The organism is Puniceispirillum sp. (SeqCode), assembly GCF_965657105.1.
Lineage (GTDB): Bacteria > Pseudomonadota > Alphaproteobacteria > Puniceispirillales > Puniceispirillaceae > Puniceispirillum.
In genome coordinates, this window is sequence record NZ_CBFHNB010000026.1 from 1 (window position 1) to 25539 (window position 25539).

General features: G+C 48.2%; 25 protein-coding genes. 7 read left to right on the forward strand and 18 right to left on the reverse strand.

The genetic code is table 11. From position 1 onward, the window contains the following. Window positions 1–930: 930 nt before the first annotated feature. On the reverse strand, window positions 931–1287 hold the full coding sequence (locus ACTF7Q_RS05170) for a thiol-disulfide oxidoreductase DCC family protein (protein WP_438996792.1): 357 nt from the start codon (window positions 1285–1287) through the stop codon (window positions 931–933). 138 nt (window positions 1288–1425) lie between these two features. On the opposite strand from ACTF7Q_RS05170, the gene ACTF7Q_RS05175 reads away from it, so the two are divergent. Both ACTF7Q_RS05175 and ACTF7Q_RS05180 read left to right on the forward strand, forming a co-directional pair. After that, window positions 1426–1719 (forward strand): hypothetical protein, encoded by a 294-nt coding sequence (locus tag ACTF7Q_RS05175; protein WP_438996793.1) that lies wholly within the window; start codon window positions 1426–1428, stop codon window positions 1717–1719. A 131-nt stretch (window positions 1720–1850) separates the two neighbouring features. After that, entirely contained in the window at window positions 1851–2243 is a 393-nt protein-coding gene (locus ACTF7Q_RS05180; RefSeq protein ID WP_438996794.1) for a cyclic nucleotide-binding domain-containing protein, read from the forward strand. Window positions 2244–2665: 422 nt separating this feature from the next. Here the strand turns inward: ACTF7Q_RS05180 and ACTF7Q_RS05185 are convergent, their stop codons facing one another. The 7 genes from ACTF7Q_RS05185 to ACTF7Q_RS05215 form a co-directional block, all read right to left on the reverse strand. After that, window positions 2666–3904 carry an NAD(P)/FAD-dependent oxidoreductase gene (locus tag ACTF7Q_RS05185; RefSeq protein ID WP_438996795.1) on the reverse strand — a complete coding sequence of 413 codons (1239 nt, stop codon included), beginning with the start codon at window positions 3902–3904 and terminating at the stop codon, window positions 2666–2668. A 13-nt stretch (window positions 3905–3917) separates the two neighbouring features. Next, entirely contained in the window at window positions 3918–5162 is a 1245-nt protein-coding gene (locus ACTF7Q_RS05190) for an NAD(P)/FAD-dependent oxidoreductase (protein WP_438996796.1), read from the reverse strand. A gap of 71 nt (window positions 5163–5233) precedes the next feature. Then, entirely contained in the window at window positions 5234–6250 is a 1017-nt protein-coding gene (locus tag ACTF7Q_RS05195) for an MBL fold metallo-hydrolase (protein WP_438996797.1), read from the reverse strand. Between the two features lie 64 nt (window positions 6251–6314). Continuing rightward, window positions 6315–7637, reverse strand: coding sequence for a hypothetical protein (locus ACTF7Q_RS05200; protein ID WP_438996798.1), 1323 nt, complete (start codon window positions 7635–7637; stop codon window positions 6315–6317). 114 nt (window positions 7638–7751) lie between these two features. Next, entirely contained in the window at window positions 7752–8111 is a 360-nt protein-coding gene (locus tag ACTF7Q_RS05205; protein ID WP_438996799.1) for a VOC family protein, read from the reverse strand. Between the two features lie 132 nt (window positions 8112–8243). Further along, a complete protein-coding gene (locus ACTF7Q_RS05210; RefSeq protein ID WP_438996800.1) occupies window positions 8244–10145 on the reverse strand; it encodes an ABC-F family ATP-binding cassette domain-containing protein in 1902 nt (633 codons plus the stop codon). A gap of 56 nt (window positions 10146–10201) precedes the next feature. Continuing rightward, window positions 10202–11122 (reverse strand): LysR family transcriptional regulator, encoded by a 921-nt coding sequence (locus ACTF7Q_RS05215; protein WP_438996801.1) that lies wholly within the window; start codon window positions 11120–11122, stop codon window positions 10202–10204. A gap of 227 nt (window positions 11123–11349) precedes the next feature. On the opposite strand from ACTF7Q_RS05215, the gene ung reads away from it, so the two are divergent. From ung to rbsK, 3 genes are all read left to right on the forward strand, one after another. Further along, window positions 11350–12027: a uracil-DNA glycosylase gene (gene ung / locus ACTF7Q_RS05220; protein WP_438996802.1), complete on the forward strand. Its 678-nt coding sequence runs from the start codon at window positions 11350–11352 to the stop codon at window positions 12025–12027. Between the two features lie 93 nt (window positions 12028–12120). Continuing rightward, window positions 12121–12765 (forward strand): SGNH/GDSL hydrolase family protein, encoded by a 645-nt coding sequence (locus ACTF7Q_RS05225; RefSeq protein ID WP_438996803.1) that lies wholly within the window; start codon window positions 12121–12123, stop codon window positions 12763–12765. A 74-nt stretch (window positions 12766–12839) separates the two neighbouring features. Next, window positions 12840–13760, forward strand: coding sequence for a ribokinase (gene rbsK / locus ACTF7Q_RS05230; RefSeq protein WP_438996804.1), 921 nt, complete (start codon window positions 12840–12842; stop codon window positions 13758–13760). 14 nt (window positions 13761–13774) lie between these two features. Here the strand turns inward: rbsK and ACTF7Q_RS05235 are convergent, their stop codons facing one another. After that, the gene (locus tag ACTF7Q_RS05235) at window positions 13775–14248 is read right to left on the reverse strand and encodes a hypothetical protein (protein ID WP_438996805.1); all 474 of its coding nucleotides are present in this window, start codon (window positions 14246–14248) and stop codon (window positions 13775–13777) included. A 118-nt stretch (window positions 14249–14366) separates the two neighbouring features. On the opposite strand from ACTF7Q_RS05235, the gene ACTF7Q_RS05240 reads away from it, so the two are divergent. Then, window positions 14367–15110 (forward strand): SDR family NAD(P)-dependent oxidoreductase, encoded by a 744-nt coding sequence (locus tag ACTF7Q_RS05240; RefSeq protein WP_438996806.1) that lies wholly within the window; start codon window positions 14367–14369, stop codon window positions 15108–15110. On the opposite strand, the gene ACTF7Q_RS05245 is transcribed toward ACTF7Q_RS05240, so the two are convergent. The 6 genes from ACTF7Q_RS05245 to ACTF7Q_RS05270 are packed head-to-tail and all read right to left on the reverse strand — an operon-like array spanning window position 15100 to window position 20755. Then, entirely contained in the window at window positions 15100–15654 is a 555-nt protein-coding gene (locus ACTF7Q_RS05245; RefSeq protein ID WP_438996807.1) for an inner membrane-spanning protein YciB, read from the reverse strand. The genes ACTF7Q_RS05240 and ACTF7Q_RS05245 overlap by 11 nt on opposite strands. Further along, a complete protein-coding gene (locus ACTF7Q_RS05250; RefSeq protein ID WP_438996808.1) occupies window positions 15651–16268 on the reverse strand; it encodes a chalcone isomerase family protein in 618 nt (205 codons plus the stop codon). The genes ACTF7Q_RS05245 and ACTF7Q_RS05250 overlap by 4 nt, the downstream gene beginning before the upstream one ends. Next, entirely contained in the window at window positions 16243–16884 is a 642-nt protein-coding gene (locus tag ACTF7Q_RS05255; protein WP_438996809.1) for a DUF3833 domain-containing protein, read from the reverse strand. Before ACTF7Q_RS05255 ends, ACTF7Q_RS05250 begins: the two co-directional genes overlap by 26 nt. A gap of 19 nt (window positions 16885–16903) precedes the next feature. After that, complete coding sequence (locus ACTF7Q_RS05260; RefSeq protein ID WP_438996810.1) at window positions 16904–18451, reverse strand: cryptochrome/photolyase family protein; 1548 nt, start codon at window positions 18449–18451, stop codon at window positions 16904–16906. A 16-nt stretch (window positions 18452–18467) separates the two neighbouring features. Next, window positions 18468–19901 carry a cryptochrome/photolyase family protein gene (locus ACTF7Q_RS05265; protein WP_438996811.1) on the reverse strand — a complete coding sequence of 478 codons (1434 nt, stop codon included), beginning with the start codon at window positions 19899–19901 and terminating at the stop codon, window positions 18468–18470. A 50-nt stretch (window positions 19902–19951) separates the two neighbouring features. Further along, entirely contained in the window at window positions 19952–20755 is an 804-nt protein-coding gene (locus tag ACTF7Q_RS05270) for a CmcJ/NvfI family oxidoreductase (RefSeq protein WP_438996812.1), read from the reverse strand. A gap of 126 nt (window positions 20756–20881) precedes the next feature. Between ACTF7Q_RS05270 and ACTF7Q_RS05275 the strand changes: the two genes are divergently transcribed. Next, entirely contained in the window at window positions 20882–21793 is a 912-nt protein-coding gene (locus ACTF7Q_RS05275; protein ID WP_438996813.1) for a DMT family transporter, read from the forward strand. Window positions 21794–21805: 12 nt separating this feature from the next. Here the strand turns inward: ACTF7Q_RS05275 and pyrC are convergent, their stop codons facing one another. The 3 genes from pyrC to ACTF7Q_RS05290 form a co-directional block, all read right to left on the reverse strand. Then, window positions 21806–22855, reverse strand: a complete 1050-nt coding sequence (gene pyrC, locus ACTF7Q_RS05280) for a dihydroorotase (protein ID WP_438996816.1) — start codon at window positions 22853–22855, stop codon at window positions 21806–21808. Between the two features lie 66 nt (window positions 22856–22921). Further along, the gene (locus ACTF7Q_RS05285; RefSeq protein WP_438996814.1) at window positions 22922–24262 is read right to left on the reverse strand and encodes a glutamine synthetase family protein; all 1341 of its coding nucleotides are present in this window, start codon (window positions 24260–24262) and stop codon (window positions 22922–22924) included. A gap of 55 nt (window positions 24263–24317) precedes the next feature. Next, on the reverse strand, window positions 24318–25539 hold a 1222-nt coding region (locus tag ACTF7Q_RS05290; protein WP_438996815.1), incomplete at its 5' end, for an aminotransferase.

Consider the following 25539-nt stretch of genomic DNA (forward strand, 5'->3'; position numbering starts at 1 on the left):
AAGATATTTCGGGTTTCTTAACATTATGGCCTCCCTTATCATGCGCCTGTATCTTTACGTATAGCGGTGTCATGAAACTTTGCTATTGATATTAATGTCCAGACCGACGTCACCTTTGCGGTCACAGGCACAGTTACCACTTCCACCCACACGACACATATCGTAACCGTCAGCGATGACTATCATTACACATTGACCAAGGGCGTTAGATCCAAATAGCAGCGTTTAGCTTTGTCGTTTGGTTTTTTATTGGCACGCGTTTCACCAAACATATCAGGAGCAAGATTAAGCCCGCCAGACTAACACGCAAAAATACGATCATAAGAGGGTTCAAATAACGAAGAGAATCTCGGCATAGAGAAAACTACTTCCCCATAAAATGCTAAGTGCGAGAATGTGCAACCAATCTTTATCCGTCATGAGGTAACCCTAGGCATAGGTAAAGACAATTACAAGCTTTGATACATAGCCAAAAATTCATCTGATCATGCAAAAAATGACAAATAAATATACTAAAATGGTCAATAATTATCGTTCTTTAGCATGTTTTATCTAGAAATATGTCGCCTTTTGCATTATTTTGAGAGAATGATTCAAGGGCATAATTCTGGAATTTCAAATTATGGTAGCTAGTCAGATAATTGCCGAATATGTTGATCTTGTTAAATCCCTTGATAACTTGAATAATCGTTTAGGGATAAGTCACTTAACAGCATCAGAAACAGCTATCTTATTGGCCATTTCCTATAATGAATTGTCAAAAGGCACCTTTACATCTCTTGCTGATTTAACCTTATCAAAAACCGACATTCGATTAATACCACGCGCAACCTTGTTCCGCTGCCTTCGCACCTTGACCGAAAAGTCACTCATCAAACATGTTGGTAATAAGCGATCCGGCCAATATTGCCTAGCATAGGCATTATCAGCCTAGGATAATTGGCAGTGCGGTAATCGTTTAAACCGGTAATCGGCAAAGCGGGCATAGGCAAAATTGGCAACATGCCTGATCCCGGGAATTGATATGAATGTCGCCAGCACATGCCAGCGTGGTAGATGTCGCCAAATCACAATAAACGCATCAACACCAATATGCATTTTGTCCTGGCTGTCCTTAGCATGAAGACGACGCAACGCATCGGCTTGCGCAACCCCAAACGGTATTAATGGTGACGGGTCAGTCGCAACATCGTGCCAAGCAAAGATACCAGCTGGCGCAATATGCTTATAATGTTGAATTTCCTTGCTACAGAGCCCACATTTTCCATCAAAATAGATTTGGATCATTTTTTGCATACGCCATGACTGAGTGATAATTTATAGATATGGTGTATGCATCATAATTCAATGTTCGCAATCATCTTATCTGAGTAACATAGACTTTATCTGAGCTGAATAACGACCGATATTAAGACAGGAGATATTATGACAACTGATAGTCGCCGCGCCACCAACGCCTTATTACCCGATGCCGATTTTGATGATACGACCAGTGATCTGGCCACACAGGAATCTGCACTTATGGAAGCATTGGTGGACCTGCTCAAAAAGTTCCCTGACTATACACCACCCCGCGTTCGGCTTGACGGCGATATCGTCATCCCGCTTGATGTTGATTTAAAGAAAAATCGGGAACGCGCAAAGAATCTTGCTGATGCCATGAGCGAATGGATGAGCCGTGATCTAGGGCCCCGCAGAAGTCGTACATGGGTTGAGTAACAGCTAGCCTTGTGAAAATTTTGTTTCGATCTGTGTATTAATTAGATGTAATATGATAATTTCTAAATGCAGTATGTTAACAAGATAATCACTCGCAACCCGGCTAGCATCAATTAAATAAGGGTAGGCCTATGAGCCGATCATCTCGCAAATATCAGTCCCGCCCGTTCAAAAAAGGCGACGTGGTCTATAACGTTGGTGATGTAGGCGACGAGCTATATCTCATACATAGTGGTAATGTATCAATTATCAGCAAAAATGGCTTGTTATTATCCGTACTTGGGCCTGGTGAAATTTTCGGTGAAAGTGCACCGGTCACCAATTCTTCTCGCTCGGCAACGGTTATTGCCGATACCAATTGCATTATCAACATCATCGATAGCGAACAGGTGCGCCAGAAAATCAAAGAAAGTGACCCTGTCATCATTGCCATAATAAGAAGCCTTTCTCTGCGTTTGAAAGACACTAATATTCTGACTGAAAAATACTGGAACGAACTCAATATATATAAAAGCCTAGAATAATCGCAGCTTGTGAAGGCTATTTCTTTTTGAAAGCCTCATCATACTTGTCGTAGAACACCATGCCCATCACCCAATTACCATAATCCAGAATGGAAGCCCGCCATGAAAGCTTGCAAAGCCTGAACTTATGCTTTCAGCAAGTTTTTGAAATTGATTGTGATGATTTTGGCAATATAAGTTGATACGCATGATGAAAATGAACGCCTAAACCCAAAAAATGGCATGAAACCGCCAGTTTGGTTTGCATTTTTGAACGTTGGGGGACTCATTGATAAAAAATCAATTACTGAAATATTTTTGCAACAAAAGATAAGGCTACTCACATTCAATATAATTCAGGGGCTTAGTAAATCAGCTTTCCTGATTCGCTTTGACTATGATCCCGCCAGCACTTTGGATATTGGTTAATGCTGTTCACGACCCTAAATAACGGCCTTTTCCAGCAATGGTTCATTCCGCATAACCCTTTCATATCCAAGCGGGCTAAGATCAAGCGTGCGATATTCACCATAGGTCAATAATTCGGACATTGCCCGCCCCATCGCGGGTGATTGCTGTAACCCATGTCCGGAAAAGCCATTGATAAACATGAAATTTGGACGTTCGGGATGTGCGCCGATAATCGCATTCTGATCAAGTTTGTTATAAGCATAATGCCCAACCCAGCTATTGATTAATTTAACAGCTTCAAATGCTGGTACGCGCGTGGCTATCGCCGGCCATGCTTTATCAATCCATATATCGTGATCCATTTCAAAATCATCATAATCAATATCAGCGTCATCGTCGGGCGGACAACCAGCCAGATAATAAACACTGTCCGACCGCATATGCACACCGGATGGATCAATGGTCAGCGGCAAATCACGGTCAAGGCGTGTTTCGGCATCAAAAATAAAGCTATAGCGCCGACGTGGTTCCACTGGCAGGTCTAGCCCCGCCATCCGCGCTGTCAAAACGGCACGGGGGCCGGACGCATTGACAATATACCCCGCGCTGATTTGCTCTCCAGATGCCAGCGTCACATGTGTAACCTTGCCACTCGTTACATCAATGCCGATCACTTCATTCTCAATATATTCGACACCATTCTTGCGCGCTTTGCGTTTCCACCAGTCAAAAAGCGAATGACCATCAAAATAGCCCTCATCTTCGAGGTTATGACTGCCAAGGATAATATCATCCAGTTCATAAAAGGGGTAAGCGTCCCTAATCGCGTCAGGGGACATGATTTTGGTGCCCGCACCACATGCCTGTTGGATTTTCTGATTAGCACGCAAAATATCAGCAAAACCGTCATTATCTGCCAAATACATATAGCCAAAAGTTTGAAAAGCTAATGTGGGTATGTCTGGATCATCCCCCATATAGCTTCGGAAATTGCGCACAAAATCAGCACCAAACTGCGAAATTTGGATATTGAGTTCGGTGGAAAATTGCTGGCGCATACAGCTATTTGTATGCGCGGTAGAACACATCGAATAGCTTGCATCCATTTCGATGACCAACACTGATCCGTTAAAATCAGAATTTTGCGATAAAAACCAGGCAACTGACGAGCCAAGCATCGCGCCCCCGATAATGATCACATCATAGCTGGATATGCAGGGCTGGTGCGCAAATGGGGCGGATCTGGCATGTCCTGATTTTGCCACACCCATAGTTGACTCCACGCTAAACTGGAAAGCGATCAGCCCGAAAAGGGCTGGCATCAATCGGCGGCGTTCCACCATCAATCATCGATGTAATCAATTTGGCCGAACCGGGCGCCATCGACAACCCTAGATGCTGATGCCCAAAATTAAACCATAGGCCTTTATGGCGCGGCGCTGGTCCAACAATTGGCAATGAGTCGATCAATGTGGGGCGACGGCCCATCCATGGCTCGGCATCAACCTCGCCCTTCATTTTATGTATTTTGCGGGCTTCGGCGACAGCCTTCCTGATCTGTGTATAATTTGGCGGGGCGTCACGATGTTCAAATTCAACGCCAGAGGTAATCCGCACACCTTGGCGCATCGGCGCAATAGCAAATCCACCCTCAACATCATACGCGGCGCGGCCAAGCTGTGGCACGTCACCAGGCTCAAGATGCATATGATAGCCGCGTTCCCAACCCAAAGGCACATCATATCCAAGCCATTTTGCAACATCAACTGACCATGGTCCTGCCGCCACAACAACCTCTTCAAAGGCCAAGGTGCCATCGCTATGTGTCACCTCAAATCCAGGATTCTGCGGCACCAGACCGGTGACATCGGCTTTTGTCACTATGCCACCTGCGGCGATAAACATTGCGATATAGGCATCAGTCAATTCGGCAGGGCTGGACACGCCGCATGTTTCATCCATCAACACGGCTTTTTCATAAATTGGTTCTAAACCGGGCTCCAGTTGTCGTATCTGTTCACGCTCATAAATAGTGAATTTTACACCCGTTTCCTGCATCGCTTCTATTTCAGCTGCAAATCCATCAAACCCTTTCTGGGTTCGAAACAGCTTCATCCAGCCCGCATAGCGAAGTAAATGAGTGACATTTGCTTCATTTATCCATGCTTTATGATGTCCAAGTGAAAGCACTTGCAAGGCACGCAAAGCCTTGGCGGCGTGCTTCGCGTGCGATTTGGTACAATAGGACAGAAATTTAAAAACCCAAGGTAACCGTTTCAGCACAAATAAGGGATTGTATCGCAACCCCGTACTTTGATTACGCAACAAACCCGGAAGTTTGCGTAACAGCACTGGATTATTCATGACCAGCACAGACGAGTCTGACAGAACGCCTGCATTCCCATACGAGGTCTCGCGACCGGGTTGCTTGCGGTCTATAAGCGTCACGTGATGTCCGGCCTGTTGCAAATCAAGTGCCGAACATACGCCAACAATACCACCACCTATAACGGCTATATTTTTTTTCATTGGCGGCTCCTGTTCGTCTGCACACGGCAATATTCATGCGATATTATTCTGCTGTGCTCAGCCCACATTCTTTAAACCTCTTTGATAGCACCGCCGACCGACTGCCATGCCTGAAAGCCACCAGGCACATGCGCGCAATGATCAATACCATTGGCATGAGCAAGACGTGTCGCCATCGCTGAGCGTTCACCAACCGCACAATAAAAGACCACAGGCCGGCCATCGGTCTGCGCCAATGTAGCAAGTTGCATTTCAAGCTGGCCATAGGGAACATGAATCGAATCAGGGATCACGCCAAACCGCGCGCGCTCAGTATCCTCGCGCAGATCAACAAGAATAAGCTTATCCACCTCGCGGCCAAGCAATGCGCCGGCTTCAATCGTAGGCACCTGTCTTTGACGCTCTAAATTCAGACCAACTTTCATGTTTTCGGGAACCGCTACATCCATCATTTTTGGATTGGGAAGGTTAAGCTGATTCATCACATCAATATATTCTTCACGCGACTTGACCTGCAAACGCGGGTTAAAGGCAATCTCTTCGCCAAGCGTTGAAACCATATCACCTTTATAATCATGCGCCGGATAGACCAGCATCGTTTCCGGCAGTTTCAGCACACCATTAAATAGCGAGTCATATTGCCGTCCTGCATCACCATTTTGGAAATCAGTTCGGCCAGTACCGCGAATCAGCAAGGTATCGCCAGTGAAAATCCTATCATCGGTTCGAAAGCAATAACTGTCATCTGTATGACCGGGGGTATACATCGCGGTCAAACTGAACCCTTCGATATCTACAGCGTCACCATCGGATACGCGCATCGACACAACATCAACCGGCGATTGTTCACCCATCACGGTCACGCAGCTTGTCCGATCGCGTAAAGCGCCCATCGCTGTAATATGATCAGCGTGAACATGCGTATCCAGAACTTTAACAAGCTTCAGATCCAGCTGTTCCATCAATGTCAGATAATGCTCGGTTTTTTCGAGTACCGGATCAATCAATAACGCTTCACCGCCTTTGCGGCTGGCGATCAAGTAAGTATATGTTGATGACACATTGTCAAAAAGCTGTCTAAAAATCATGGCTTGGCTTCCTCTTTACCACTGGCATCGTGCCAGAAACATTTACGTCTTCATAGTTTATAAGTTACAGAAACATATTGACCAGTGCCAAAACAATTCCCCCACCAAAAGCATAGCAAAAAGCTGTTAGCAAATTTGACCCCAGAACCAAATCCCGCGAGGATACATTATACAAACTAGCGCAAGTAATCACTGATAAAGATGCAACTGACGCCATTGTTCCCGCGCCCCATCCAATCAGATGTGATTGCATGAGCAAGGCAGGTTGCACATCGGCACCACCACGACTGAATATCGCTAAAAGCGCCGTGCTTGTTATAACGGGATGCACCCCCACCACCGATGCCAGCATCATCAAAGTCGGCGTTGCAATCAAGGCAAACCAACCCGGAATGACCCCCACATAAATGGATGTGACTAATATCTGCAAAACATTAGTCTGGGTGGCGAAGAACCCAACAACCATGGCCACTGTAATGATAATTATATCGTCACCAATATTCGTCATCGCGTGCCGCGTTTGTTTCATGATCGCGGGAATATTGGCCCGGTGTCGCACAAATTGGATCGCCACCAGACATGGCATCACAATCACAACAGTTGATAAAGCCGTCAGATTAAACATTACCGCTGCCACGATAACGGTCACCAACACAACCAGCAAACGCATACTGACAGGTTGCAAACATGCCAGCGACATGCGCAGTTGCGCAAAGCTGAATTGCTGGCTGAATAACGGCACCGTTATCAAGGCAAAAATAATCGCCGTGACCAAGCCCAGCGCAATCGCAATCCATGACTGCGCAACTGGCACAAATATCTGGCCGATGGCAAAGGCCACAAAAAAGGGCGACCAGACACAAGATGACACCATGCCTCGCAACGCCGCCTCAGCAGCCATGCGCCGACGCCGCAAATCACTGTTAGGCGGCAAGGCCGCCGATAACATCGCAAAGGCACCTGTATTGATAACGCCGCCAAATACATGTCCGGCCATTTGCAAGCCACCTGATGAGGCTTCAGGTGGCAAGGTTGCCAGAGCTTGTTGGGTTTTGTGAACCGATGGCATCGTTTCAGCGGTCGCACGGACAAGAATCATCGTTGGCAATAATGCGGCGAAAATGAGCACTCTACGTCCTGCTTCAAACCATTCATCACTTGTCGGGATATGATCGAGTAACAGCCATGCCACAAACCCCAATAACAGTAGTATTATCAGACTGTCACGCCGCATCTTCGGCACTGTCAAAAGACCGAAAATTACAAACATTATAACGCCAACATCACTCAAAGCTATGGCTTGTTCACCCGCAATAATCTGGATCAAAGCCACCAGCCATATAGCACATAGCAAACCAAAACGGATCACATCGATCATTGACTGCATTTATGTTCGCGCCTTTCACCACCTAGTCATCTGGCACTCACCAGACAAACAAGGTGCTATCTAACGCCACTTTTTTACCGGGCGAAAGCCCTTATCTTTGCCGGACGCAGGCCTTTAAAGCGATACGTCCGACCAGATGGCCAATTCATTGCCTGACGGCTCAAAAAAATGAAACCGGCGGCCACCTGGAAACGTAAAAATCGGTCTGGAAATGGTGCCACCTGCCGCCACGATATCGGCATAGCTTTGTTCCAGATCGTTGCTAAACAGCACAATCAACGCGCTACCATGCGCGGTGCGGCTATAGGCATTATTAGCAAAGAAACCGCCTTCAATGCCGGCATTGGCAAAGGCGGTATATTCGGCACCAAAATCTTCAAATGTCCAGCCAAAGACACATTCAAAAAAAGCTTTGCTTGCCGGAATGTCACTTGTGGAAAATTCAACATAGTCAATTTTATGATGAGCTGGCATTTCATCCTCCTCTGTTATGTGGCCAGCAGAGCCACCTGACTCAAAGTTAGAGACGCAAGCCTAAGGTCAGGTAATAACAGAGGTCAAAGCCCACACATTTAAATCAAAAAGCGGCAACAGGATTGCCCGTGCTTACGTATTGAGAGCGCTGGCCAACGATTCCTGTAATGAAAGCCATTCTTCTTCGCCGCGCGCTATCGCCTCATCCACATCAGCAAGCCTTTTACCGGCATCTGCTGCCCGGCTTTGATTAGTTGCCTCAAAGAAACCGGGCGCTGCCATTTCCTGCTCAATATCAGCTTTCTGTTTTGTCAGTTTTTCCAAAATCTTTTCGGTTTTGGTGATTGCGCTTCGCACCTGCGCCGTATTTTGCCGCTTTTCTTTACCCGACAAAACCCGCGCTGTGGGCGGGCTATCTATATCTGCCGTTTGAAGAGTATTCGCGTCACGCCCAACCGTTTTGCCTTTGCCCGATCGCTGTTTCAACAGCAATTTGCGATAATCATCCATATCCCCATCAAATGGCACAACCGCACCATCGCGCACAATCCAGAGAATGTCAGCCACAGTTTCAACCAGATGTGGATCATGGCTCACCAGAATGACCGCACCATTATAATCATTCAGCGCATGGATAAGCGCTTCACGGCTTTCGATATCAAGATGGTTGGTTGGCTCATCAAGGATCAATATATGCGGCGCATCAATCGCTGCCATCGCCATCAACAATCGGGCTTTCTGGCCACCTGACAGACGTTCAACCGGATTTTCAACAATGTCAGCGCCAATCCCTGCCGCCCCAAGACGGCCGCGCAATTTCGTTGGCAATTCATCCGGACGCAACCGCGCCATATGCTGGAACGGTGTTTCACCCGGAACCAGCTCATCCAACTGATGCTGGGCGAAGAATCCTATACGTAACTTGCCTGATTTCTGAATATCACCAGCAAGCGGTGCCAGCCGATCAGCGATTAATTTCGACAAGGTTGATTTGCCTTCACCATTCGCGCCCAGCAAAGCAATGCGGTCATCCTGATCAAGCCGGATATCAATTTTACGCAATACAGCTTTGCCATCATAGCCAACTGACGCATTTTCGATAACCATAAGGGGCGGTGGAAGTGGCGTTGGTGACGGAAACTGGAATTCAGATACGGCGCTTTCCGACAAGGCGGCAATAGGCTGCATTTTTTCCAATTGTTTCAGACGTGATTGTGCCTGACGAGCCTTGGACGCTTTATAACGGAAGCGGTCAACAAAGCTCTGGATATGCTCACGCTGGGCGTCCTGTTTACGCTTCATTGATTGCTGTTGTTCCAGTTTCAACCGACGTTCGGCATCAAACTGGTCATAGCTGCCACCGTAATATGTCAATTTACGGTCGGTTAAATGCAAAATACCGGTCACTGATCGATTCAGCAGACCACGATCATGCGATATCACCAAAACGGTTTTGCGATATTTAGCCAGAAATGTTTCCAGCCATACAGCACCTTCCAGATCCAAATAGTTTGTCGGCTCATCAAGAAGTAATAGATCAGGTTGTGAAAACAGCACCGCACCAAGCGCAACCCGCATTCGCCAGCCACCTGAAAATTCGGCACAGGGACGTGCCTGCGCTTGCCCATCAAATCCAAGGCCAGCCAGAATTGTTGCCGCCCGTGATTCGGCAGAATGCGCATCAATATCAGTCAGGCGCATGTGAATATCAGCAATCCGCATAGGATCCGTTGCACTTTCGGCTTCACGCAGCAAAGCATCGCGCTCAAGATCAGCCGCCAAAACCGTGTCAAGAAGGCTAACGCTGGACGCGGGGGCTTCCTGATCAACGCCACCAACCCGAAAATAGCTTGGATATTCAATATCACCTGAGTCAAGCGCCCATTCATTTCTGATCAATCTGAACAGGCTTGTTTTGCCAGTTCCATTGCGCCCAACGATACCCACTTTATGGCCAGCCGGAATTGTGGCTGACGCATTTTCGAGCAGGGGTTTGCCATCAATGGCAAAAAACAGGTTTTGAAGCTTTAACATAGGCCGAAGACTTGGCCTCTGGCGACAGATTTGTCAACATCACTGCCTAGCAAATTTTAGGCTTTTGGCCCGATCTGGTTCCAATGTGGGTTTTTATCGAAACGCCAGGCCATAAAATCAACGAATGCGCGCGTCCGGCGCGGCAAGATTGTTGTTTTTGGATAAACGGCAAAAATATCAAGCTCGGACCAGTCATGGTCGGCCATCAGCGGCACCAGCGTGCCATCATTAATGGCATCAAAAAGCAGAAATGTCGGCAAATTAACCACGCCAAGTCCGGCAATGGCCGCATTACGCAACACATCTCCATTTGAGGCTGACAGACGCTGGGATACATGCACTGTCCCTGCCTTACCTTCAGGCGTTACATAAGCCCAATCCGATGGTGTTCGCGAATTCGCATAGACTAGCCCAGGCACATCATTGAGATCTTCTGGATTGTCTAGCGGACCACGTTTCGCAATAAAATCTGGCGATGCACAGGGCACCTGCCGTGCGGTTGATATTTTTTTGGCAATCAGGCTGGAATCCTGCAAAGCACCGATTCGTATCGCCAGATCAAACCCCTCGGCGATCAGATCAATACGTTTATCTGACAGATCAATATCAACCCGCACGTCTGGATTTTCCTTCATGAAGTCAGTAATCAGCGGCGCGATATGCGTTATGCCAAATGATAAAGGCGCATTAAGCCGCAACACACCACTCAAAACACCTTCTGTATTCTGAACTTCCTGCTGCGCTGCTTCCAACTCGTCAAGAATAGTACGGCACCGGCTGAAAAATCTTTGGCCTGTCTCGTTAAGATACATGCGGCGCGTCGAACGCTGGATCAATGGCGCTCCAAGACGAAGCTCCAAATCTTTCAAGCGACGACTAACAGCAGAAACGGCAATACCAAGGCGTTCCGCTGCCTGCGTAAGGCTTCCTGTTTCTACAACCGTTACAAAGGCACGTATTTCTTCAATTTGGCTCATGGCATAAACTCTATATTATTTTTCTATATTTTATAATTATATTTTCACAAATCTTGTCTTCTTTCTGACGCCTGCAACAATTACATACATATCAGCCATGAGAGACCTCCCCCCTCTCATGGCGTATCCCCCTTTAAATTTGTTCATAACTAATATCATTGTTCTGCGTTAAGTTGGTTAATATACTATTTTAGCGTCATTATATAGACGTGCTTCAAGGGGGGGGTATGCATATTGAACAAAGCTGGCATCATCATCTTGACGCGGTCATGAACAGCAAAGAGATAACGCAACTTTTCCGACTTTTGGATAAAGAGCGTGCCAAAGGCATCAGCATATATCCGCCCACTGAGTCGGTCTTCACAGCTTTTGACCTCACACCCTTTGATGCGGTTAAAGTCGTCATTATTGGGCAGGATCCCTATCACGGACCAGGACAAGCGCATGGGCTGAGTTTTTCGGTGCCGCAGGGTGTTAAAATACCACCATCATTGCGTAATATATTCAAAGAGCTTGTATCCGATATTGCCTGTCCAGCACCATTACATGGCAATCTTGAAAGCTGGGCGCGGCAAGGTGTGCTTTTGCTGAATAACTGCCTCACGGTCGAAGATGGCAAAGCGGGATCGCATCACGGCAAGGGCTGGGAGACCTTTACCGATGCGGCCATTAGCCAGCTGGCTGATATCCGCGAACATCTGGTCTTTATCCTTTGGGGACGCAAAGCCGCTGAAAAAGGTCATGCGATTGATGCCAATCGTCATCTTATACTAACCGCGGCACATCCATCGCCGCTTTCAGCCTATAATGGTTTTTTTGGTAGCCGTCCTTTTTCGCGCACGAATAGATATCTCGAAGCGCATGGACAAACGGCTATCAATTGGGACACTAGCCAAGCTAGATAATTGACGCGAGACAGCGCATGGCTAAGGTCAGTCATTACACGGTATAACATCACAACACGTTATAACATCACATAGACATAAAGGTGCCCCATCATGTCCCGTTCATTGCTTTGTTTTGGAGATAGCAATACACATGGCACCCCGCCAATGGAGAGCCTATCATCACAAGGCCGGTTTGGCATCGATGTGCGCTGGCCTGCCGTTATGCAAACAAGACTAGCCCCGGATTGGACAGTGATCGAAGAAGGCCATCCTGGGCGAACAACGGTGCATGATGATCCAATTAACGGCGCGCATAAAAATGGCATCCGTATGTTACCTGCCTTGTTGGAAACACATCGTCCGCTTGATGTCATTGTGATCATGCTGGGTACTAATGATCTGCAACATCGTTTCGGTGTGAATGCAGCTGAAATTGCTTTGGCAATTGGCAAAATTATCGAGATCATCAAGGCATCTGATTCGGGCATCAACCAGCACGCGCCTGATATCTTGCTGATGAGTCCACCGCCCGTTATGCAGGCAGGCTGTCTTGCCGACATATTTGAAAACAGCATTGATAATGCCCATGCCCTATCCGGCACCATTGCCAATATGGCTAAACAGCATGATGTTCCCTATTTTGATACTGGTGCACATATTGCCGTATCACCAATTGATGGCGTTCATTTTGATGCTGAAAGCCATATCACGCTAGGTCTGGCGATGGCTGTCGCAATACGTAAATTTTTTGGCTAATTGATTGTGCCACCCACGCAGACAGGCTAGCTTCAAAAGACGATCTTGCGGCATCTATTTACGGGGGAACCATTATGTCATCCATTGTTATTCTTGGTATTTTTGTGGCCGATACGGCTTATCGTGCCAAACGCATCCCCCTGATTGGCGAAACAATTCTGGGTGAAAACTTCAATCTTAGTCCTGGCGGTAAAGGGTCAAATCAGGCTGTTGCCGCGGCAAAGGCTGGCGCCAATGCACATATGATCACGCGGCTAGGTACGGATACATTTGCCGATATGGCACTGGATATATGGCAAAAAACTGGCGTGACACCCGCAATCACCCAACATGAAAACAGTTATACAGGCGCTGCCTGCATTTTCATCGAGGCTGAGAGCGGTAATAATGCAATCATTGTTGCCCCGGGCGTTGCTGGCGAGATTGATAATAGCGACATTGACCGCAATGCAGACTTGATAGCTAATGCTGACATATTCATTACCCAGCTTGAACAGCCACTTGGGGCAGCGATGTATGGCCTGGAACTGGCGCGGGAAAAAGGCGTTCGAACGTTACTCAATCCGGCACCTGCCACAGATCTTCCTGATGGTATGCTGGCTTTATGTGATTTTGTAACACCCAATGAAACCGAAGCCGAAGGCCTGACCGGAATCAAAGTCACATCGGTTGCCAGCGCAACCCAAGCGGCGCAGGCTTTACGTGCAGCGGGTGCCGGTGCCGCCATTATCACACTTGGCGAAAATGGCGCACTTTATCATGACGCTGACACCACTATACATATGCCTGCCATGTCGTCAGGCAAAGTGATTGAAACCACAGGTGCTGGTGACTCGTTTAATGGATGTTTCGCCGCCGCCCTTGCCGAAGGCATGACGCCTGTTGATGCTGTCAGATTCGGGTGCGCAGCGGCTAGCATTTCAGTCACTCGCGCTGGTGCCGCAAATTCCATGCCCAGCCGGGCTGAAATTGATGCCCGACTAGCCCAAGGTTAACAACATAATCGTGACTAGCTTCCCTGACCCGCGGGGCTAGGTGCTGATACTGCGGTGGTCATCCAGCATCCCTGACATGCACCTTCAGTTACCTTTTCAACTACCCATGAAAAGAACAGTACATTGCCAGCCTTGGTTTCCATCAGCACGTCAAATTGCTGCCATCCCTCACCTTGCTTGGCCAGCGAAATAGAATGGCTAGCATGGTCAATCATCTCGATATATGACGGGCTTCGGATCATCTGGGCAAAGCGTGGATATGGCCCTGTCATGCGCCGATTTTCCGGATGCGCAAAGGCCCATGTCTGGCGAATACCAAAATCACGTTCCGGATTATCATTATTCTGTAATCCGGTTAGCTGTATATCGACGACTTCCTGCGGTGCAATGTCGGGGTTTGGCGCAACCACTTCGGTGCTGCTAGCTGAAGCCAGCGCGCCAAAATAGCCAAGCATAATGAAAAGAAATAGTCTGAAAAACTTGATCATAAGCACAATATTCCCATTTCAGTTATGTCCCCCATAACTATGAAATGGGAAGTATTTTACCAGAATGCAATGTTTGGCTTATGCTATCGGTTATCATTGATTGTTAGAAAAGAGTTTTATGAAGATTTTTATTCAAGGAGCTGGACGCGGTATCGGGCTGGCTTTTGCCAGACATGCTTCCGCATCACAGCAGGGCGATGAATGGCACATGTTCCTCACTGCCCGCAACCCCGAAGACAGTGACGGTTTCAAAGAACTGCCGCCCTCTGCCAACATCACTTGGATAGCGATGGATTATCTTGATCCCGACAGCATTACCAAAGCTGGCATGATCGTCGCCGCACATAGCAACCAGCTTGATCGTGTGATTTCGGTGGCAGGTGTGTTACGCGATCCCGCCGTCAGTCCAGAAAAGCGGATCGCCGACCTTGATAGTGCTGCCATGCTATATGCTTACCAAATTAATGCGATGGGGCCGGTATTGTTGGCCAAGGCATTATGGCCGCTTATCAAAGGCGAACATCCAGCAATCTTCGCTAGTCTATCTGCCCGCGTCGGGTCAATTTCGGATAATCGGCTGGGCGGGTGGTATGCCTATCGTGCCAGCAAGGCTGCCCAAAATCAGCTCCTGCGCACAATGTCGATTGAATTGGCGCGTTATAACCCGCATGCCTGTGTTGTGACTTTGCATCCGGGCACTGTCGATACGGCCTTGTCAAAGCCGTTTCAGGCACATGTCCCTGCCGATAAATTATTCACCGCCGCTTACAGTGCTGATTGTTTGTGGCGTGTCATGGATGGTCTGGATGCTAGCGATACTGGTGGCTTTTTTGCTTATGATGGATCGCCTATTAATTACTAGTTTCTTCGCGTGCCCTGGCAAGGCCCCTTAAGGTTATGGGTAATTGTGCCAGCATAAATAACGCGCTGGCGGGCGCGGCAATAAAGGTTTTATAGAACACCCATTCGGCCTCATCAAAACCCCGCCAGACATATTCATTGGCCAGTGCAAGACCAAGGAAAAACAAACCCCATCGAAGGCTGAGGGTGAACCATGTTGCATCATCAAGTGCAAATTGATGCTGGAAAAATTCGCGCATCATGGCGCGCCGTATAATCAAACCACCCAGCAAAACCACCGCAAACAGACCATTGAACAAGGTCGGCTGCATCTTGATAAAAATGTCAGCATCAAGCGCTATCGCCGCCCATGTAAAGCCCGCCGATAGCAATAGGGAAAAAAGAGGGAAGCGGGCAACACGCCGTTCTTGTAACCAAGCCACAAGCAATACCAGCGCCCCCAGCCCCACTGAAATCATCGCCGCCGCAAATAATCCATAAACACTGTATCCAATGAAAAAACCAAGCAAAGGCAGCACTTCAAACAGAAACGCGCCAAGCTTCATGATCGATTATCCAGACCGCGCAAGGTGCGGCTAAAATCCAGATCACGCGCCTTGTCAGAAAGCCAGATATTCATAAAGGCATCGGCAAAATCAGCATCATTGATCGTTTCGCCCTCAACATCATTCAGGTAAAAGGTGATGCTGCCATCCTGATTATGGATGGCTGTCGCGCTTTCACCGTCCTTCAGATCACGAAAACTTGCGTCCAGAAATTTTTTCCAGATTTGCAACTGTGCTTTATCAACCTGCGTCTGACGTTCCATTTCAACCAGCGAGCGTTTGACAATTTGCGCTTTTGAAGCATCAACAAGATAATGCAGTCGTAACGCAAATACGCCATCTGGATCATAGCGTCCTTGCGGGGCATATAGTGTGGCATCATAAATTTTAAACAGAAGCACCTTGTATCGGGCTTCGCCGACAATCTTGGCATCAGGCACACGCGCACCTATAGGTTCGGCCAACGCTGCCGTAACCATCGTAGCCATCATAGCCACCCCCATCATGAATATCAGCATACCACCACGCATGACCCGATATAAGCTGGTAATGACGAATCTAACCAGTGAGTAGAACATACCCATAAGGCTATTCAGGCCATTTGGAAAGGTCAAGCGGGCCAACCGCTGTTGCTGCCTGACCACGTAAAAATACAATCGTGACTGATCCGATTTCAATGCCATATTTACTGATATAAGCGCGGTTGATCGCAACATCTTCATCCTGTTTATAGATCCAATCGTCAAAATGCACCTCGACATCGTTACCAGACATATTCAGAACCACATCATATGACCAATTCAGCGTATTGCCAGCCACGACACCCGTTGCCGTACCCGTTATATCATCGGCTGTGCCTTGATATTGATAATGCCCAGCCGCATTCTTTCCATTGTTGACTATGGTCCATATGCGGTTTGCGCGTTCGCCATCGTCATATAGAAAATCTTCATCCAGGGTCAGAACATTGCCATCGATCCGGCCATTCAAATTAACCCTAAATTGGCGACGCACATTACCAAAACGGTCTTCAAAAATACCATAGGCAATACTTTGCCCATCAAAAAACCGCTCTAATATTAATGCTGGCTGGCGATCGGCAAACTCTGCAACGTTCTTTTGCGCACATGATGAAAGACCGACCATGGCGGCACCTGCTACACCAAGCGTGCATAGCAATCGGAACATTGTACCTATAAATCTTGAAAATGATGCTTTATGTCTACGCATGTCTTTATCCTCTCCTCGTCTAAACGGCGCCCTTATCCAGATTGGCAAAGAAATCTACCGCATCGGCTTTGACTTGTGCGATCTTTTCATCAGCCATCTTATCAAGACTGCGATACATCATACCAAGACGTGCATTATGCCCTAGTTTTTCACGATTCCGTTCTAGAAAATCCCAATATAGATAATTAAACGGACAGGCCTCCTTGCCTGACTTGACCGTTACCTTATACGAACAATTCTTACAGTAGTTCGACATCCGGTTAATGTAAGCACCCCCTGCTGCATAGGGTTTGCTGGCCAGATAGCCGCCATCGGCAAATAAAACCATGCCCGATACATTTGGTAATTCCACCCATTCATAAGCATCAGCATAAACAACAAGATACCATTCATTGACCATGACCGGATCAAGTCCCGTCAGCAGGGCAAAATTTCCAAGCACCATCAACCTTTGGATATGATGCGCATAGGCATAACGCTCGGTCTGGGAAATCGATTGCCGCATACAATTCATCCGCGTGTCCCCGGTCCAGAATAAAGCTGGCAAAGGTCGGGATGCTTCAAGGTAATTCAGCGATGCATAACCAGGCATTTTCAGCCAGTAAATACCCCGTATAAATTCCCGCCATCCTAAAATTTGGCGAATGAACCCTTCGACCGCATTTAATGGGGCGGTGCCATCATGATAAGTCTGCTCCACAGCTTTGATAACTTCCAGCGGTGTCAGCAATCCCGCATTCAGGTAAAACCCGATATGGCTGTGATACATCCATGGCTCATCCTCAATCATCGCATCCTGAAATGTGCCAAATAAAGGCAAGCGTTCATCAATGAATTTTGCCAGCACTTCAAGCGCGCCTTTTCGCGTTACGGCAAAATCGAAATCTTCCAGACTGCCAAAATGATCCGCACATCGCGCCGCCACAAGCGTCAGCACATCTTTGGTAATGTCATCTGGCGGACATCGATAGGGGGCTGGCACCAGCTGTGTTAGATCGGGTGATTCACGGTTATCGGCATCATAGTTCCATTTATCGCCAATCGGGGTATCACCCTGCATTAGAATGTCAAAACGCCGCCGCATTTCCCGATAGAAAAAATCCATCCGCAGTTGTTTGCGGCCTTCAGCCCAGACATTAAATTCATCATGCGTGCATAAGAACCGGTCATCATCACGTATCTCGACATCGACATCCAGCACCTGCCGCCATTCATCCATAGCCGCACGCACGCGATATTCACCAGGTTCGGTGAGAATGAGTCGATCCGGGGCGAACATGGTGATCGCCCGGCCAACTTCACTGGTAAAACTGCCTGTATTTTCGGAATCATCAAGCGTCACATAATGAACTGTGATGCCCTTTTGGCGCAATTCTTCGGCAAAATGGCGCATCGCCGAAAACAGGAATGCGACCTTGCGCTTATGATGCCGGACATAGGTGACTTCATCCTGCACTTCGCACAACATCACCACATCATCATTGATATTGATATCACGCAAGCTGGCAAGGTCATGCGTCAGCTGGTCAGCCAGAACTAGCCGAAGGGCACCTGCCACAGTCACCATGATGAATGTCTCCCCTTCATGCCACAACCCGGGTTGTGGCAAATGCCGCCAGCGCCGCTTCACGCGATTGCTTCACATCAACAATCGGGTTTGGATAGTCTTTACCAAGCGTTATACCGGCAGCCTGTAATTCAAGCGCGGGGGCGTCCCACGGACTGAACAGATATTTGTTTGGCAAGGCGGCCAGCTCTGGCACAAACCTGCGGGTATAACTGCCATCAGCATCAAATTTAGTGCCTTGCGTGATCGGGTTGAAAACCCGGAAATAAGGCGCCGCATCAGCGCCACATCCGGCAATCCACTGCCAGCCAGCACTGTTATTGGCAAGATCGGCATCAACCAGACAATCCCAGAACCATGCTTCGCCATAATGCCAATGCAATAGCAGATTTTTGACCAGAAATGACCCGACAATCATCCGCACGCGATTATGCATATACCCTGTTTCCCGTAATTCGCGCATGCCAGCATCAATGATTGGATATCCAGTTTTGCCTTGTTGCCATGCACGCAAAGCATTGTCATCGCTTTGCCATGGAAAGCTATCAAATTTGGGTTGCAGATTCTGTCTTGGCAAATGTGGAAAGTGATATAATAGAGAATGCGAAAATTCGCGCCAGCCAAGTTCGGACAGGAACACATCTATATCATTGTCAAAGCCAGCTTGATCGCGCTTTTCAATGGCCGCATACCAAGCCATATTCGGCGAAATTTCTCCCCAATGCAGATGCGCCGACAGCCGCGACGTATGGGGACGCGCTGGAAAATTCCGGCCTTCCTTATAGCCATTGAGCCCCCCTTCGACAAAATCATACAGGCGGTCCATTGCCGCTGCCTCACCAATCTGCCAATGCGAAGTCATTTTCGCGCCCCAGTCATGATCCGGAAGCAAGTTAAGCGCATCAATCGACAGTGACGACTCGGGATCAGCAACCAATTGCATGGTGTCGGGCCTGCCCAATGGCACCCGCGGAGGAGCTGCATGAAGGCATCCCCGCCGGTAAAAAGGTGTAAAGACACGATACGGCGTGCCATCACCTTTCAAAACCGTCCATGGTTCCCACAATAATGACCCGTTAAAACTTTCAACCTGGATATTATTATTAGTCAGATCGGTCTTTAACACCTTGTCGCGGGCGATGCGCCACGGTTCATAACAGCGGTTCCAGAACACGCCCGATGCCCCGACCTTGGCAACAAGTTTGGGGATGATATCGACAGGATCGCCTTGCATCACACATAATTTACCATCCAGAGATTCATTCAACGCCATCAGCGCATGATGAAGCCAGCTTCGTCCGGCGGCACCTGTTTTATGATCACCTGCATTTTCATCATCGAGAATAAATAACGGCAACACATCACCAGCTTGTGCCGCGGCCACCAAAGACGGGTTATCAGCCAGCCGTAAATCCTGCCGGAACCAATGGATAATGATAGATGACGCCATAGTAACTCTTCCCAAAACAAATCCGCATCAATGCTTCTTCATATGTAAGATCAAAAAAACACGAAACAACGTGTCTCAATACTTTGGCGCGGTGCGGCATCGTCAGCCGCTGATGGATCATCAAACGCGCTATGGATGGTAAAGCGCGCCCTGCCATCAGTTGCTGAGTCATAGGTTTTGATTAACGCTGCCTCATCAATCTTCATCGCCGGAAAGTAAAACCAGCGATGATTGGGATTATGCACGGCATATTGAATTTCACCAATGCGGTCATTCGACAATCTTTTGATTGGCACCAAATCGTCAATCACAACGCTTGTTGAATCGCAAAAGGCCATTGGAAAGGTTTCAACTGTACCAACGATTGACCGCCAGACATTGACGATTGCAAACCGTTTCTGGAGCCGGTCTTCAGCCTGATCGGGCAGCAGATCACGAAGCCGTTGCGGCGCGGAAAAGTCCGTATAATCATTATGGATAACTGATGCTGGTTCGCGCGATTTAACCGCCTTGCGCACATTATCCGTTGCCGCACGACGCGTATGATCAAAAATATGAACCTGCTCTGCGCCGGTGACTGACTGCACCAGATCTTTGACTTCGGCCTCATAAATATCACTAATCAACAGATCGTCATAAAAATCACTGACCGCGCTTGGCTGGGCAACAAGCTGAAACCCTTCACGGTCAATGCTAAAATTCTGACCCCGTCCATTCGCAATCTCGACTTCGACTATATTATATTCGCCAGGATGCGTTGCCGCCGCCCCACCTGCCTGTGACGCGACAAATTCTGCCACTGCTCCCCGTGCGGCGATATATTGCAATGGGGCAATTACCGATGTCTGTTCCAAACCACATTCCGCATATAAGATTAAAACCTGTTCATCTTCACCATAGCTAATCGCTTTGTCAAAGTGACAATTAGGATTAAGATAGCGTATTCACGATTAATGCACCCTTTTTGAAAGCTGGCTTTGATGCAAGCCTTTAACCGACTATCGGCCAAATGGCAGGCAACATTACTGATGCTTGTGGCCATGTTGCTTTTCACCGTCATGGGGGTGTTTATCCGCTTGGCGGCACAAACGATTCCGGTCATGGAAGTGGTGTTTTTTCGTAATTTCCTAGGGGCTATAATCCTTTTGCCTTTGATTTTGCGATCCGGCATCAAGACCATTAAAATGGTGCGCCCAAGCCTGTTTGCATATCGGGGCATCATCAATTTTGTTGGCATGGCTGCTGGCTTTACCGCCGTGACATTAATTCCGCTTGCCGAAGCCACAGCGCTTAATTTTACCTGTCCTCTTTTTATTACGCTAGGGGCAGCTATGTTTCTGGGCGAAGTCATCCGTATTCGGCGGATCATCGCGATTATTATTGGGTTTTTTGGCACTTTACTTATTCTGCAACCTGGCATTAGCGAAATTTCACTTGGTGCCATGCTGGCACTTGTCAGCGCTTTATGCGTTGCTGGTGCCAGCCTGTTAGTCAAGAAAATGACCGAAACCGAGTCGGTAAATGCCATAGTTTTGTGGATGGTCGTTATTCAGGCACCTATATCCTTTGTGCCTGCCTACTTTGTCTGGCAATGGCCTGATATGAATGGCTGGATGCTTTTGATTAGCCTGACCTTGGCGGCAACTATTGCGCATATCTGTTTTACCCGCGCTTGTGGCCTTGTCGAAATAACCAGCTTGCAACATCTCGAGTTTGTGAAACTGCCTTTTGCAGCGATGATCGCCTGGTTTATGTTCAGCGAAGTACCCGATATATGGACATGGATTGGTGGTGCCGTGATCTTTTTATCAACCGCCTATATCACCCATCGTGAAGCACGGGCAGATAGATCAATGCGGCCAAATCATGGCATCAAAGAAAGCAAACTCTAGGCTAATGATAACCTATTCCGTTGTTTCAACATCCCAATATAGCGGCACCCCGCAATCAAAAATCGTAACATCACCGTCGGGTGTCTTGCGCGCTTCTGGATAGGTCACTGGAACATCACGGCGTATCAGATTAATTTTTGTGTCATTAGGGGAAAGCCGGTAAAAGGCCGGACCATTCAGCGAGGTGAAAGCCTCAAGATTCGCCAGCGCATCTGCCTTTTCAAAGATATGGGCAAGGCATGACATCGTATTTGGCGCGGTATAGATCCCAGCACAGCCACAAGCCGATAATTTAGCCGCATCCAGATGCGGTGCGCTATCTGTTCCTAAAAAGAATGAGGCTGCGCCTGACGTAGCGGCACTGACAAGCGCGCGCCGGTGCGATTCACGCTTAGCCACTGGCAGACAATAATTATGCGGGCGTATCCCACCGACCAGAATATCATTCCGGTTGATGAACAGATGATGCGTCGTGATTGTGGCGGCAATATTGTCACCGCCGCCAGTCACATAATCGACCCCATCGCTTGTGGTTACATGTTCAAGCACGACACGCAACGCTGGCACCCGCGCACGCAGCGGCATCAGCACACGCTCAATAAAGACCGCTTCACGATCAAATATATCAACGTCCTTATCGGTCACCTCACCATGCACACATAGCGGCAGGCCAATCTCGGCCATGCGTTCCAGCACCGGTATCACCTTATCAAAATCACGAACGCCCGATGCCGAATTGGTGGTAGCACCTGCAGGATATAATTTCACCGCATGCACAAGACCAGCTTCGGCCGCAAGTGCCACATCATCAGCATTGGTTGTTTCCGTCAGATATAACGTCATCAAGGGCGCAAAATCGGCGTGAAGTGGACAAGCTGCCATAATACGGTCGCGATAGGCCGCCGCATCTTTTGCTGTCACCACGGGTGGCACTAGATTGGGCATAATGATCGCACGGCCAAAATGCCGTGTTGTATCCGCGATCACTGCCTTTAGCATATCACCATCGCGCAGATGCAGATGCCAGTCATCGGGGCGGCGAATTGTCAATCTGGTTTGCATGGTCATGGCTCACTTACCTAAATATGTGACATTAAGATATCTGTTAGGGCCAGGATGCCCTCAACCCTAGACATTCAGCAATAGATATTCACGTTCCCACGGGCTTATGACTTCAAGAAATTCATCAGCTTCAGCCCGTTTGACCTCAACGAATAATTTGACAAATTCTTCACCAAGCACCGGATGTAGTGCCTTGGCTTTTTCCAGTACGTCGAGCGCAACATCCAGATTCTTAGGCAGCGTTTCTAGCCCTTCGGCACTAACATTACGCGGCTTTGTTGGTCGCCTTTCTTCCTGCAATCCAAGCCAGATAGCGGCCAGCGTCGCCGCAATCGCCAGATACGGATTCGCATCGGCACCCGGAATACGGTTTTCGATCCGCCGGCTTGATTGCCCACCGAAAGGCACGCGCAAACCAACAGTACGGTTATCGACGCCCCATGCCAGATTTGCCGGTGAATCCTCGGCACCCGTTCGCCGCCTGTAGGAATTTACATAAGGCGCCATCAATGCCATCGCCCCAACAAGGTAACGCTGCATGCCAGCCAAAGCGTGATAAAAGGCATCACTGTCTGACCCGTCATCATTCACAAAAATATTTTTGCCTGTTTTCTTATTTTTGATCGAACTGTGGATATGCATCGAACTGCCAGGTTGATCCTGCATCGGCTTGGCCATGAACGTCGCATGAACCTTGTGGTTCAGCGCGGTCTGACGTACTGTGCGTTTAAATAGAAACGCCTGATCTGCCAACTCCAATGCGTTGCCATGATTGAAATTTATTTCCATTTGTGCGGCACCGGATTCATGACTCAATGTATCAACATCAAGCCCCTGCGCTTCACAATGATCGTATATTTCTTCAAAAAGCGGATCAAATTCATTCACCGCATCGATGCCATAGGCCTGCTTGGCTTTTTCGGCGCGTCCCGAACGCCCTGTCGGGGTCACCAGCGGATTATTGGCATCAGCACTTTGTTCGACAAGGAAAAATTCAAGTTCAGGTGCAACGACCGGCTCAAGACCGGCTTTGTCAAACAGATCAAGTACGTTCTTGAGCACCGCACGCGGTGCAAAAGCAACCTCATCTCCATCAGTATTTGTTGCATCATGGATCACCTGTGCTGTAGGCTCACTATACCATGGGACAAGCCGACAGGTTGACTGATCAGGTATCAAAATGACATCACTGCCAATTTCATTCAGCACTTCACTGTCATGATATTCACCTGTCACTGACTGCCCAAATACATATTCTGGCAGCCGTAATCCGCCTGTTTCAAGCGCCGAAATAAATTTCTGAACTGGCAGGATTTTACCGCGCGGAATACCTGAAATATCACTTACCAGACATTCAACTTCGGTGATTGACTGTTCTTTTAGCCAGTTTTTCATGTCAAAACTCATAAGATCTCCTGCGATCTAATCTCGTCTGCCGCATCTCATATCAAACCATGCTGGATCAGGTAATGCCCAGATCCGCAGCAGTTTTATCCAGTGCAAGGGTGACAATATCGACCATCTTGTCAATATCCTGGGTGGTAAAGGTCAGTGGCGGTGACATGATCATGCCGTCACGCACAGCCCGCATCATCATGCCATGCGCAATCGCATGATCGCGGCACAATGCACCAGCCTTGCCAACATCTTCAAACAGCGTAGGACCATTTTTACTTTTGACAAGTTCGATCGCGCCAAGCATGCCATAAGAGCGTACCTCACCAACAATCGGATGATCGGCAAACCGCGCCAAAGCAGATGCCAGATAGGGCCCGGTTTCATCGTGAACACGCTTAACCAGACCAAGCTCTTCGATCAAATCAAGATTAGCCAGCGCCACCGCCGATGCTACCGGATGCCCAGAATATGTAAAGCCGTGATAGAATTCACCACCATCAGCGATCAGACGCTGCGCAACCCGATCACCAACCATGACCGCTGACATCGGCACATAACCCGATGTCAGACCCTTGGCCAACGTCATCATATCAGGCGCAAGCCCCATAGCCTGACTGGCAAACCAGTGACCCGTGCGCCCAAATCCGGTAATCACCTCATCGGCGATAAACAGAATATCATGCCGCTTACAAATAGCCTGAATATGATCAAAATAACCTGCCGGTGGAATTATCACGCCGCCCGCGCCCTGTATCGGCTCGGCGATAAAGGCTGCAACATTATCAGCACCAACTTCGGCAATCTTGTCTTCCAGTAGCGATGCTGAATGCGCCGCAAATTCAGCCTCATCACTATTTCCTTGATACAAAAAGGCATAAGGCGGACGGATATGGTCAAAATCGGGCTGATCGGCGGCTTGGCGGTGCATATCCACCATACCGCCCATACTTGCCGCCATAATTGTACTGCCATGATAACCATAGGTACGACCAATGATCTTGCGTTTGGCTGGCTTGCCTTCCAGCGCCCAGAAATGCCGTACCATGCGGATGATCGTATCATTCGCCTCAGAACCCGAATTGGCATAAAAAACATTATTCAACCCATCCGGCGTAATCTCGGCAAGCCGCTGCGACAAGGCCGCAACAGGCTGGTTTGTCGTTTTGAAAAAATTATTATAATAGGGCAGTGTGCGCATTTGGTCTGCGGCGGCATCCACTAGGCTTTGCTGTCCATAGCCGACATTCACACACCACAAGCCTGCCATGGCATCAAGTATCTTGTTG